We start from the raw sequence: 12150 nt of genomic DNA, 5'->3' as shown, positions 1-12150 counted from the left end.
GATCCATGCCGTGACCTTGCGGCCGTGCTCCGGCGGTCGAGAATAGCCTGCACGAATGGCGGCGCTGGCAAGCTAACTGCTTGATCCGACTTTATTCTTTGGCCGACGTCACGGCATGGATCCTAGGGTCTGCGCTGCGTCGCTTCGCTCCTTGCTTCGCCCTAGGATGACGAACTCATTCGTCGGTTTCACGCTTCCTCGCTGTCACCATTTGTCACCAATTATACGCGTACGTCGATTCCGCGTTGACTCTTCGCTGTTTTCGATTTACGACTGACGAAAATTGAAATTCGTCACTCGTCAAACGAAAGCACCAATGTCAGAAGCCGCCAACATCGTGGCCGACCCCGCCAGACAGGAGAATGTGACGCGCATTCTCGACTGCGCCGAGCGCCTGTTCCGGCATTACGGCTACGGCAAGACCAACGTCGCCGACATCGCCCGCGAGCTCGGCATGTCGCCGGCCAATATCTACCGCTTCTTCGCTTCCAAGGTTGAGATCCACCAGGCCGTCTGCGGCCGTATGCTCGGCGCCAGCTACGCGATGGCCTACGAGATCATGCGCCTGCCGATCAGCGCCGAGGAGCGGCTGCGCCGTTACGTTCACGCCCAGTACAAGATGACGCTGGAGGTCATGCTCGACGACCAGAAGGTGCACGAGATGGTCATCGTCGCGCTCGAGCGCGATTGGGGCGTCATCGACAAGCATGTCGACCGCATCCACGACCTGTTCGCCGAGGTGATCCGCCAGGGTATCGAGGCCGGCGAGTTCAGGAAGCAGGATCCGGTCATCGCCTCGCGCTGCTTCGGCGCCTCCACCGTCATCCTCTGCCATCCGCAGATGGTCGCGCAGTGCCTTGCCAAGACCAACAGGGCGATGCCCGACGATCTCATCGATTACGCAATCAGAGCCTTGCAATAGCCGCCGCCCGCCGGGTGCCGGTCGACGTTCATCTCCAGTTCGGGAGTGCTAAAGTGTTTTTGTCCAGTTCCATCCTCCGCGGGTTGCCGGCCGCTGGCCTCGTCGTTGCGGCGCTCGGCCTTGCCGGCTGCAGCCAGGAGAAGGCGGCGGTCGTCGAGGAAGCCGTCCGTCCGGTGAAGGTCGTCGAGATCGGCGAGGCGCAGACAACCCGCCAGCTCGACTATTCCGGCTCGGTGCGCGCCCGCACCGAGATGAATCTCGGCTTTCGCATCGCCGGCAAGGTCACCGAGCGTCTTGTCGATATCGGCCAGCATGTGAACGAGGGCGACGTCCTCGCCCGCGTCGACCCGTCCGACTACGAGCTGTCGGTGAAGAGCGCCGAGGCGAGCCTCGATGCCGCCGAACGCCAGGTCGAGACGGTCGATCTCGCCAGGAAGCGCGCCGAGCAGCTCTATGCCAAGAACTTCGCGCCGAAGTCGCAGCTCGACCAGGCGGCGCTGAGCTACGACCAGGCGGTGGCGACGCGCGATGCCGCCCGTTCGACGCTCGCCCAGGCGCAGAACCAGGTCCACTACACCGATCTCAAGGCCAGCAAGGCTGGCATCGTCACCGCCATCTCGGCCGATATCGGCCAGGTGGTCGGCGCCGGCACGCCGGTGATGACGGTTGCCGTCGACGGCGAGAAGGAAGTGCTGATCGCGGTGCCCGAAATGGATATCGCCGGCTTCCGCCCGGGCAAGGAGGTCAAAGCGAGCTTCTGGTCCGACGACGCGCTGACCCTCGACGGCAAGGTCCGCGAGGTTGCCGGCAGCGCCGACCCGCAGTCGCGCACCTTCGCGGTCCGGGTGTCGTTGCCCAACGATCCGCGCGTGCTGCTCGGCATGACCGCCAACGTCGAGGCGACCGTCGGCAGCAAGGCGCAACTGGTTTCGATCCCGCTGACCGCCATGACCGAGAAGGACGGCAAGCACATCGTCTGGACCGTCGACCGCGCCTCCGACACCGTGCATCCGCGCCCGATCAAGGTGGCGAACTTCACCGCCGACGGTGTCGCCGTTGCCGATGGCTTGAAGCAGGGTGACGTGGTGGTTGCCGCCGGCACGCAATTCATGACCGAGAACCTGAAGGTCAAGCTTTCCGGCGACATCGCCCAGCAATCCGCTTCGGCGGAGGACAACGTCGCCACCACCAGCAGCCTGCACTGATGCTTAAGACTTGAAGTCAGGCGAAAAAACGCCTTTCCCGCCCTCGCTGGCGCGAGCCGCGAGCCGGGGAGGGCATGGGTTCCGGGCGGCGAACGCCCCCGATCGACGAGACGCCGGCTGCTGGTATCCCCCGCACCGCGGCCGCGTCCAGCGCGATTGCGAGTCTCTCCGCTTGAGGTGCTCGCCGCCCGGAAGCCACCCGAGCAATTCATGAGTAATGGCAAGCGTGCCTTGCCGGCCAATTGGACTGGACTTGCGCCATGACCACGGACAGCAGCACTGAAAAGCGACCTTTCAACCTCTCGCGCTGGGCGATCGGACATCCGAGCATCGCGCGCTTCCTGTTCGGCCTGATCATCCTGGCCGGCGCGCTCGGCCTGATGCGCATGGGCCAGAAGGAAGACCCCGACTTCACCTTCCGCGTCATGGTGGTGCAGGCGGTCTGGCCGGGCGCCTCGATCCAGGACATGGAGGACCAGGTCGTCAACAAGATCGAGCGCAAGCTGCAGGAAACGCCGCATCTCGATTTCGTCCGTTCCTACACGCGCGCCGGCAGCGCCATCATCACCCTGCAGGTCAAGGGCGACACCAACCCTGAACAGGTCAAGGACGCCTTCTACCAGGTGCGCAAGAAGGTCGGCGACATTGCCAATGAGCTGCCGCAGGGCCTGCTCGGGCCGTATTTCAACGACGAGTTCGGTGACACCTTCATCACGCTGCATTCGATCAGCGGCGACGGCTTCACCTATCCGGAGCTCAAGAAGTTCGCCATCCAGGCACGCGACATGCTGTTGACGACGCCGGGAGTCGAGAAGGCCGTCATCATCGGCGACCAGCCGGAGAAGATCTATATCGACGTCTCGTCCAAGGCGCTCGCCGAGCGCGGCCTGACCATCGTCGATCTGCAGAACGCCGTGAAAGGGCAGAACGCCGTCGATCCGGCCGGCTCGGTGGACACCGGCCTGCGCTCGGTCCGCATCTCGGTCGAGGGCGACGTCACCAGAGCCGCCGACATCCGCGAGCTGAGGCTGCGCGCCGGCAACCAGGTGACGCGCCTCGGCGACATCGCCACCGTCACCTCGGGTCTCGAGGATCCCTATCAGCGCAAGTACCGCTTCAATGGCCGCGAGAGCGTCCAGGTCGGCGTCGTCATGGCCAAGGGCTTCAACGTCAGGGACGTCGGCAAGGATGTCGAGGCGACCTACCAGCGCTTCGAGGAAGGCCTGCCTTACGGCGTCGCGGTCGATCAGATCTCCGACCAGCCCGAGGTCGTCAAGGACGCCGTCAACGAGTTCATGGAGGCGCTCGGCGAAGCGCTGCTCATCGTGCTCGTCGTCTCGTTCCTGTCGATCGGCTGGCGCTCCGGCCTGGTGATCGCGATCGCCATCCCGCTGGTCTTGGCCGCCACCTTCGCGATCATGTACGAGATCGGCATCGACCTGCAGCGCATCTCGCTCGGCGCTCTGATCATCGCGCTCGGTCTTTTGGTCGACGACGCCATGATCGTCGTCGAGATGATGGAGCGAAAGCTGGAGGAGGGGCTGGTCAAGATCGAGGCGGCGAGCTTCGCCTATTCCTCGACCGCCTTCCCGATGCTCACCGGCACGCTGATCACCACCGCCGGCTTCATCCCGGTGGGCTTCGCAGCCTCCACCGCCGGCGAATATGTGCGCACGCTGTTCTACGTCGTCGGCATCGCGCTCGTCGTGTCGTGGTTCGTCGCGGTCTATTTCACGCCCTGGCTCGGCTACATGATCCTGAAGCAGCGCAAGCACGCGGGCACCCATCACGATGTCTTCGACACGCGCTTCTACCGGCGGCTGCGCTCGACGGTCACTTGGGCCGTGCGCCATCGCATCATCGTGCTGGTGATGACGCTGGTCACTTTCGGCACCAGCCTGTGGGCCTTCCAGTTCATTCCGCAGAACTTCTTCCCGCAGTCCTCGCGTCCGGAAATCCTGGTCGATCTCTGGCTGCCCGAGGGCACCTCGATCAAGGAGGTCGAGACGCAGGCCAAGGCGCTGGAAGCCAAGATGATGGACGACCAGGACAAGCGCTTCATCGCCACCTATATCGGCGAGGGCGCGCCGCGCTTCTTCCTGCCGCTCGACCAGCAGCTCAGGAATCCGAACTTCGCCCAGCTCCTGGTGATGGCCAAGGACGAGGCGACGCGCGAGCGGCTGATCGTCAAGCTGCGTTCGATCCTGGCCAAGGACTTCCCCTCGATCCGCGCCAAGGTCGATCGTCTCTTCCTCGGCCCGCCGACCGGCTGGCCGGTGCAGATGCGCATCATGGGTCCGGATCGCCAGGAGGTGCGCCGCATCGCCGACGAGGTGAAGGCGAGGTTCCAGGCGAACCCGCTGCTTGGCGCCGTTCATGACGACTGGCTGGAGCAGGTGCCGGCGATGAAGCTGGTCATCGATCAGGATCGCGCCCGGGCGCTCGGCGTCACCTCGCAGCGCATCCGCCAGATGCTGCAGGCGACCATGTCCGGCGCGCCGCTCGACGATTTCCGCGACGGCGAGGAGACGGTCTCGATCGTCGCCCGCGAGCCGGAAGCGACACGTCATCTGCTCTCCTCTGTCGACTCCGTCTACATCCCGACCGACTTCGGCGGCTCTGTCCCGTTGTCGCAGGTGGCCAAGGTCGTGCCCGTCATGGAACAAGGCATCGAATGGCGGCGTGACCGCCTGCCGACCATCTCGGTGCGCGGCACGCTGCCGGACGGCGTGCAATCGAACGATGTCGTCACCAAGATGTACAACGACATGAAGGACCTGCGTGCCGGCCTTGCTCCCGGCTACAAGATCGAGATCCAGGGCGGTGCGGAAGACTCGGCCGAAAGCCAGGCCTCGATCGCGGCCAAGGCGCCGATCATGCTGGCCATCATCGTCATATTGCTGATGGTCCAGCTGCAGCACTTCGGCAAGTCGATGCTGGTGCTGGCCACCGGTCCGCTGGGCATCATCGGCGCCGCGGCAGCGCTGCTGATCAGCGGCGCGCCGTTCGGCTTCGTCGCCATCCTCGGCGTCATCGCGCTGCTCGGCATCATCATGCGCAATTCGATCATCCTCGTCGACCAGATCGACCAGGATATCGCGGCGGGCATGGAGCGATCGGAAGCGATTGTCGGCGCTGCAGTGCGCCGCTTCCGGCCGATCATGCTGACGGCGCTGACCGCGGTGCTGGCGCTGATCCCGATCTCGCGCGCCGTCTTCTGGGGCCCGCTGGCCTACGCCATGATGGGCGGCATCCTGGTCGCCACCGTGCTCACCATCCTGGTGCTGCCGGCGGGCTATGCCTTGTTCTTCGGCCGCGAGCCGAAGAAAGCCAAGACCGACGCGCAGGCGCCGGAGCCGGAACAGATCGAAGGCATCGAAAGGCCGCAGCTGGCGCTGGCCGCGGAATAAAAGGTGGCAACCTCGCATCATCCGCCATCGGCGAAAGCTGGTGGCGGATGATATGTATCAGGGTGACGGCGTGCGGAAATCAGCCGTCACCCGAGGTCCTCGGGATGCGCGATGGAAGGGAGGCTGGCGCCGCCTGCGCCTCAAGGCATTGTCGGCTGACTCACGACATGATCAGGCCGCCGTCGACATTGATGGTCTGTCCGGTGATGTAGGCCGCGTCGTCGCTGGCGAGGAAGCTGACGAGGCCCGAAACGTCCTCGCCGCTGCCGGCTCGGCCCATCGGGATGGTCTTTACCCATTCAGCCATCAGCTCGCCCGGCTTGTAGTCGCCGAGCAGCTTGCCCCAGGCGGTGTCGTTATAGGCCCACATGTCGGTGTCGATGATGCCGGGGCATATGGCGTTGACGGTGATCTTCTCCTTGGCCACTTCCTTGGCGAGGCTCTGGGTGATGCCGACGACGCCGAACTTCGAGGCCGCGTAATGCGGCGTGTAGATGAAACCCTGCCGCGCCTGGCCCGACGCGGTGTTGATCAGCCGGCCGCCTTCACCATGCCTGCGCATGCGCAGGATCGCTTCCTGGCAGCACAGGAACACGCCCTTGGTGTTCACCGCCATCACCTTGTCCCACTCGGCTTCCGTCATCGCTTCGATCCTGGCGATGGTGATGACGCCGGCGTTCTGAATGGAAATGTCGACGCGGCCGAATTCCTTTTCGGCGAGATCGTAAAGGGCTGCGACCTCGTCCTTCTTCGTCACGTCCATGCGCATCGAGGCGACCTTCGCACCCGCGGCCTTCAGGTCGGCGGCGACCTCGTCGACGCGCGGATCGATGGCGCTGACCACGACCGCCGCACCCTCCGTCGCGAAGCGTTTTGCCATGGCGGCGCCGATGCCGCCGCTGGCGCCCGTGACGACCGCTGTCTTTCCCTCAAAACGCTTCTGCATCTTCTCTCCCTACCAGCAGACGAAGCCGCCATCGACGATGAGGTCGACGCCGGTGACGAAACTCGCGGCGCGGCTCGCCAGGAACACGGTCGGCCCGACCATTTCTTCCGGCGTCGCCATGCGGCCCATCGGCGTGTCGCGCTTGAAGATTTTTATCTGCTCGGCCACCTCCGGCCGCTTGTTCATCGGCGTCAGCGTATAGCCCGGGCTGACGACGTTGACGCGCAGGCCGCGATCGGCCCACTCCATGGCGAGGCTCTTCGACATATGGATCACCGCCGCCTTCGACGAATTGTAGTGCGCCTGCGTCAGGCCGCGGTTGACGATCGAGCCGGACATCGAGGCGATGTTGATGATCGAGCCCTTGCGGCGCGGCAGCATGACGCGCGCCTCGGCCTGGCAGGACAAAAACACGCCGCCGACATTGACGTCGTAGAGCTTCTGCCATTTCTCCAGCGGTAGCGTCTCGGCGGGTTCGGCGCCGGCGATGCCGGCATTGTTGACGGCGATCGTCAGCGCGCCGAGCTCCTTTTCCGTGCGCTCGATCGCCGCCGTGAGATCGCTCTCCGACGTCACCGTGCCGGTCAGCACCAGCGCCTTGCGGCCGAGCGCCTTGATCTTGCCGGCCGTCTCGTCCAGCCCGCCTTTCGAGCTGTGGCCGAAGCAGGCGACGTCGGCCCCGGCTTCCGCCAGCCCGATGGCGATCGACTGGCCGATGCCGCTGCCGGCGCCGGTCACCAAGGCTACGTCGCCGTGAAGATCGAACAGTTTCATCTTTTTCCCTCTCCTCAGATGAAGGGGCGCCAGTCCTGCTGGCGCCCCGCGCGGTCCGGTGCCTGGGAGGGTATCACCTGCTGCGCTTTGTTCCCATCCGCCGTGTCTCAGCTCGTGGCGAGTTCCATGACGGCGATATTGCTTGCCTCATCGCGATCGAGGATGCCGCGCTGGCGACCGCGGCTCAGCACCAGCACGCGGTGCGAAAGCCCCAGCACTTCCTCCAGATCCGAGCTCACCACCACCACCGCCATGCCAGAGCGGGCAAGGTCGGCGATCACGTCGTAGATCGCCGCGCGCGCGCCGACATCGATGCCTCGCGTCGGCTCGTCGAGGATGAACACCCTGGGCGGCCGCGACACCCATTTGGCGATGATCACCTTCTGCTGGTTGCCGCCCGACAGCTTGCCGACGGCCTGATTCGGCCGTCCCTTGACGCCGAGCCGACTGATCCCGGCCTCGGCAAATCTCTGCACCGCTCTGGGAAACACCCAACCCTTCGGCGCGACATGGTCGAAATTGCCGATCGCGAGGTTCTCGCCGATCGTCTGTTCCAGCACCACACCCTGTTCCTTGCGGTCTTCCGGCACCAGCACGACGCCGGCCCTGATTGCCGCCGCCGGGCCGCTGAGGCGGACTGCCTGGCCGGCGACGCGCACCGCGCCGGACGAGATCGGATCGGCGCCGGCGATCGCCCGCACCAGCTCGGTGCGGCCGGCGCCGATCAGCCCGGCGATGCCGAGGATCTCGCCCGATTTCACCGAGAAGGAAACGTTGTTGAAGCTGCGCTCCGGCGAGGACAGGTTCTCGACCTCGAGCACCGTTTCCACGCCCGGCGCCGACAGCCTCGGGAACATGCGCTCGACGCTGCGGCCGACCATCTGCTCGACCACGGTGCGCACCGGGATATCGGCGCGCTCGTGCCGGGCGACGATGCGGCCGTCGCGCATCACCACCACGCGATCGGCGATCTGCGCGATCTCGTCGAGGCGGTGGCTGATATAGATGAAGGACATGCCTTCGGCCTTGAGCTTGCGGATCTGCTGGAAGAGCAGCTCCGTCTCCTCGCCGCCAAGCGCCGCTGTCGGCTCGTCGAGGATCAAAAGCTCGGCGTTCAGTGTCAGCGCCTTGGCGATCTCGACCTGCTGCTGGGCCGCGACGCGCAGCGTGCGCACCTTGCGTTCCGGCGAGACGTCGAGGCCGAGGCGCTTCAACTGCGCCGAGGCTTTCGCGTTCATGGTCACGCGGTCGATGCGGCCGCCGCGCATCGGCAGGCGCCCGACATAGACGTTCTCCGCCACCGACAGGTCCGGCAGCAGCTTCAATTCCTGATGGATCATGCCGACCCCGGCCTCGATGGCCGCGGCGGGGTTGGCGGGGGAGTAGGGCTTCCCCCGCCAGATGATGGTACCGGCGTCGGGCTTGGTCGAGCCGGCGATGATGTTCGAGACGGTCGACTTGCCAGCGCCGTTTTCGCCGAGCAGCGCCACGACCTCGCCCGGCCGCACCTCGAAGCTCGCATCGGCCAGGACCTGCACAGGTCCGTAGCTCTTGCTCAGCCCGTTGACGAAGAGCCCGTTATGCGGGCTCCCGCCGGTGTGAGGATCAGGGGACATCGTGGCGCTCTTCAGGTCTCGGCTGGCTTGCCCTCAGGGGTGCTTCTCGATGAACTGCGCGACATTGTCCTTGGTGGTCAGCGTCGCGTCCTGCAACTGATCGGCGGGCAGCTTGTCGCCGGCCACCAGCTTGACCGCCGAGTCGACGGCGAGCCGGCCCATGCCCTGCGTCTGCTGCGTCGCTGTCACGTCGAACACGCCGTCCTTCAGCGCCTTCAGCGCGGCCACGTCGCCATCGAAGCCGGCGATCCAGATCTTGTGGTCGGGATTGGCGACCTTGACCGCCTGCGCGGCGCCCAGCGCCAGGGCGTCGGCCTGGCCGAAGATGATCGAGACGTTCGGGTGGGCCTGCAGCAGGTCCTGCGCCAGCTTGAAGCCCTCGTCCTGGTGCCACTGGTCGCTCCACAGCTCGCCGACCACCTTGATGTCCGGATAAGCCTTCAGCGCTTCGCCGCAGCCCTTGGAGCGGTCGACTTCCGGTGTCGTGCCCTTCTGGCCATGGATGATCACCATCTCGCCCTTGCCGCCGGCCTGCTTGGCGATGTAGTCGCACACGCCCTTGGCCGAATTGACGCTGTCGGTGGCGATGAAGGTGTCGCCGGGCGCGCCGTCGGCGTTGCGGTCGACATTGACCACCGGGATGCTGGCAGCCTTGGCGGTCTTGGTCGGAACGGTCGCGGCGGTGGCGCCGGCCGGGATGTAGATCAGCGCGTCGATGTTCTGGGTGACGAGGTCCTGCACCTGGCTGACCTGCGTTGCCGAGTCGCCCTTGGCGTCGACGGTGATGACCTCGATGCCCTTCTCCTTGGCATAGGCTTCCACCGACTGCTTGATCTGGTTGAAGAAGTCCGCCTGCAGGTTGGCGACGGCAAGCCCGAGCTTCTTGGCGTCCTTGGCCGAAGCGGCGTCGGACAGGCCGAGTAGCGGGACGATGGCTGCGGCCGCAAGCAGCAGTGAACGTTTGGTCAGCATGTTTTTCCTCCGTTGGTGTTCAATCCCGTCCAGCCTGCGCATCGCGGCGCCCCCGGCCGGACAGTCCAGTCTCGGATCGACCGATCCGTTTCGCCCGCACATCCGGGCGAATCCCTATTGCCTGCGGCGCCGCCAGGTGTCGGTGGCGACCGCGAGCGCGATCACCACGCCGATCACCACCTGCTGGATGAAGGGCGAGACGCCGAGCAGGTTGAGCCCGTTGCGCAGCACGCCGATGATCAGCACACCGATCGCCGTGCCGCCGATCGAGCCGATGCCGCCCGAAAGGCTGGCGCCGCCGATCACCACCGCGGCAATGGTGTCGAGCTCGTAGCCGACGCCCGAGCTCGGCTGCACCGAATCGAGCCTGGCGGCGAGCACGATGCCGGCCAGTCCCGCCAGCAGAGCGCAAATCGCGTAGACCCAGTTGGTCAGCGACTTCACCGGAATGCCGGAGAGGCGGGCGACCTCGGCGCTGCCGCCGATCGCGTAAAGGCTGCGCCCGGTGGCGCGATAGTTGAGGAAGATGGCGAAGACGATCGCCAGCACGATCATCAGCCCGACGGTGACCGACAGGAAGCCGAAATGGCGTACGATCGACAGGTTGGTGAACCAGTCAGGGAAGCCCACGATCTGTGAGCCATCGGTGATCATGTTGGCGAGGCCGCGCGCCACCGACATCATGGCGAGCGTCGCGATGAAGGGCGGCAGCTTGGTCACCGTCACCAGCAGCCCCGAGACCAGGCCGCAGAGGGCGGCGACAACGAGCGCCGCGGCAATGCCCACGGGCACGCCGAGATTGAGATAGTCGGGGTAGGCGACGTAGCCCATCACCATCGAGGCCAGCGCCAGCACCGAGCCGACCGAAAGGTCGATGCCGCCGATCAGGATGACCAGCGTCATGCCGATCGCCATGATGCCGAGCACGGTGACCTGGTCGAGCACGTTGAGGATGTTGCGGACCGTCAGGAAGGTGTCGGTGGTCAGCGCCAGCGCCAGGCACAGAAGCGCCAGGCCGATCAGCGGTCCCATCGTTCCGGCAAACAGGGCCGAAAGCTTTGCGCCGGAAGCGCCGCGCGCGGCACCGGCGCCGGCCTTCAACTCGCTCGTCTCGTTGCTCACGGCCACGTCGTCTCCTCCGTCAGCCAGCCGGCGCGCCTCGCCGTCCGCTCCTGTTCACCAGGCATCCTCCCTTGTGAACAATTTATCTTTGATATGCAATTTTGTTCAGCTAAAACGTTCATCAGAAAATTGTCAAGTGCCGCTGACGCTTTCGGCGGCGGTTTGCGCCAACCGACGGTTTGCCATAGGGAAAGTCGAACGCATGCGGGAGGCAAAAGGATGGCGGTGATCGAGAACGAGAAGGCCTCGCGCTTCCCGGATGCCGAGCTCAAGGCCCGTGCCGCCTGGCACTATTATGTCGAAGGCCTGACGCAGGAGCGGATCTCCGAGATCCTCGGTATCGGCCGCATCAAGGTGCACCGGATTCTCTCGGCCGCGCGCGAGGAGGGTGTTGTCCAGTTCCGCATTCGCGACAGCGTCGTCGAATGCGTGCAATTGGAGGAAAGCCTGAAGCAGCGCTTCGGCCTTGGCCACGCCGTGGTCGTGCCGTCGGCAGCCGACAGGAGCAACGCGCCGCTGATGATCGGCCATGCCGCCGCCGCTTATCTTGCCGACAATGTCAATCCCGGCGACGTCATTGCGCTGGGCTGGGGCAGGACGTTGAAATTCGCCATCAACGAACTGCCCAGGCGGCCGATCGCCAGGACCACGGTGGTCTCGATGCTCGGCGGCCTGACCCACGCGCAGCCGCTCAACCCGACTGAGAGCGCCTGGGAATTCGCCGAGAAGATCGGCGCCGAATGCTACCTTTTGCCGGTACCAGTCTATGCCGACAGGCCGGAGCAGCGCGATGCCTTCATGAGCCAGCGCAGTGTCCAGGACGTCGTCTTTAGGGCGAGGCGCGCCAACATCGCCGTGCTCAGCGTCGGCTCCTTCTCCAACGACAGCCCGATCGCCAACTACGGCTTCATCAAGCCAAGCGAATTGGAGGAATTGCAGGCGGCCGGCGCGGTCGGCGACATCCTTTGCCATTTCATCGATGCCGAGGGCCGCACGGTCGACCATGAGGTCAATCGCCGTGTCTGCGCCTATCCGCTGCAGGACCTCTCCGACATCCCGACCACCATCTTGGTTTCGGGCGGGCAGGAGAAGATCGCCGTCATGCGCGCCGCGCTTGCCAACACCAAGGTTTCTGTGCTGATCACCGACGAGGACGCGGCCAAGGGCCTGCTCAGCCGCTGAG

The 12150-nt window shown here is 65.3% G+C and carries 9 protein-coding genes; 4 read left to right on the top strand and 5 right to left on the bottom strand.

What is annotated here, in order from left to right:
* The first annotated feature begins 316 nt into the window (after positions 1–316).
* The 3 genes from EJ067_RS07330 to EJ067_RS07320 all read left to right on the top strand — a co-directional run bounded on the left by EJ067_RS07330 (position 317) and on the right by EJ067_RS07320 (position 5537).
* The gene (locus EJ067_RS07330; protein WP_126085357.1) at positions 317–922 is read left to right on the top strand and encodes a TetR family transcriptional regulator; all 606 of its coding nucleotides are present in this window, start codon (positions 317–319) and stop codon (positions 920–922) included.
* 53 nt (positions 923–975) lie between these two features.
* Positions 976–2127 carry an efflux RND transporter periplasmic adaptor subunit gene (locus tag EJ067_RS07325; protein ID WP_126085356.1) on the top strand — a complete coding sequence of 384 codons (1152 nt, stop codon included), beginning with the start codon at positions 976–978 and terminating at the stop codon, positions 2125–2127.
* 260 nt (positions 2128–2387) lie between these two features.
* Positions 2388–5537: an efflux RND transporter permease subunit gene (locus EJ067_RS07320; RefSeq protein ID WP_126085355.1), complete on the top strand. Its 3150-nt coding sequence runs from the start codon at positions 2388–2390 to the stop codon at positions 5535–5537.
* 160 nt (positions 5538–5697) lie between these two features.
* Here EJ067_RS07320 and EJ067_RS07315 read toward each other — a convergent pair whose 3' ends face one another.
* The 5 genes from EJ067_RS07315 to EJ067_RS07295 form a co-directional block, all read right to left on the bottom strand.
* The gene (locus EJ067_RS07315; protein ID WP_126085354.1) at positions 5698–6483 is read right to left on the bottom strand and encodes a glucose 1-dehydrogenase; all 786 of its coding nucleotides are present in this window, start codon (positions 6481–6483) and stop codon (positions 5698–5700) included.
* Positions 6484–6492: 9 nt separating this feature from the next.
* Positions 6493–7257 carry an SDR family oxidoreductase gene (locus EJ067_RS07310; protein WP_126085353.1) on the bottom strand — a complete coding sequence of 255 codons (765 nt, stop codon included), beginning with the start codon at positions 7255–7257 and terminating at the stop codon, positions 6493–6495.
* A 107-nt stretch (positions 7258–7364) separates the two neighbouring features.
* Positions 7365–8873, bottom strand: a complete 1509-nt coding sequence (locus tag EJ067_RS07305) for a sugar ABC transporter ATP-binding protein (RefSeq protein WP_126085352.1) — start codon at positions 8871–8873, stop codon at positions 7365–7367.
* Positions 8874–8906: 33 nt separating this feature from the next.
* Positions 8907–9845 (bottom strand): sugar ABC transporter substrate-binding protein, encoded by a 939-nt coding sequence (locus EJ067_RS07300; RefSeq protein WP_126085351.1) that lies wholly within the window; start codon positions 9843–9845, stop codon positions 8907–8909.
* 114 nt (positions 9846–9959) lie between these two features.
* Positions 9960–10946 (bottom strand): ABC transporter permease, encoded by a 987-nt coding sequence (locus tag EJ067_RS07295; protein ID WP_210211704.1) that lies wholly within the window; start codon positions 10944–10946, stop codon positions 9960–9962.
* A gap of 240 nt (positions 10947–11186) precedes the next feature.
* On the opposite strand from EJ067_RS07295, the gene EJ067_RS07290 reads away from it, so the two are divergent.
* Entirely contained in the window at positions 11187–12149 is a 963-nt protein-coding gene (locus EJ067_RS07290; RefSeq protein ID WP_126085349.1) for a sugar-binding transcriptional regulator, read from the top strand.
* Position 12150 lies beyond the last annotated feature (1 nt).

The organism is Mesorhizobium sp. M1D.F.Ca.ET.043.01.1.1, from assembly GCF_003952385.1.
GTDB lineage: Bacteria > Pseudomonadota > Alphaproteobacteria > Rhizobiales > Rhizobiaceae > Mesorhizobium.
Note: the sequence above shows the minus strand (reverse complement) of the source record. Positions and strands in the feature narration are given on the sequence as shown.

Bases quoted from the DNA above. Each gene is read 5' to 3' on its own strand.
- EJ067_RS07330 (WP_126085357.1), top strand. From the start codon at position 317: ATGTCAGAAGCCGCCAACATCGTGGCCGACCCCGCCAGACAGGAGAAT.
- EJ067_RS07320 (WP_126085355.1), top strand. From the start codon at position 2,388: ATGACCACGGACAGCAGCACTGAAAAGCGACCTTTCAACCTCTCGCGC.
- EJ067_RS07315 (WP_126085354.1), bottom strand. From the start codon at position 6,483: ATGCAGAAGCGTTTTGAGGGAAAGACAGCGGTCGTCACGGGCGCCAGC.
- EJ067_RS07310 (WP_126085353.1), bottom strand. From the start codon at position 7,257: ATGAAACTGTTCGATCTTCACGGCGACGTAGCCTTGGTGACCGGCGCC.
- EJ067_RS07305 (WP_126085352.1), bottom strand. From the start codon at position 8,873: ATGTCCCCTGATCCTCACACCGGCGGGAGCCCGCATAACGGGCTCTTC.
- EJ067_RS07300 (WP_126085351.1), bottom strand. From the start codon at position 9,845: ATGCTGACCAAACGTTCACTGCTGCTTGCGGCCGCAGCCATCGTCCCG.
- EJ067_RS07290 (WP_126085349.1), top strand. From the start codon at position 11,187: ATGGCGGTGATCGAGAACGAGAAGGCCTCGCGCTTCCCGGATGCCGAG.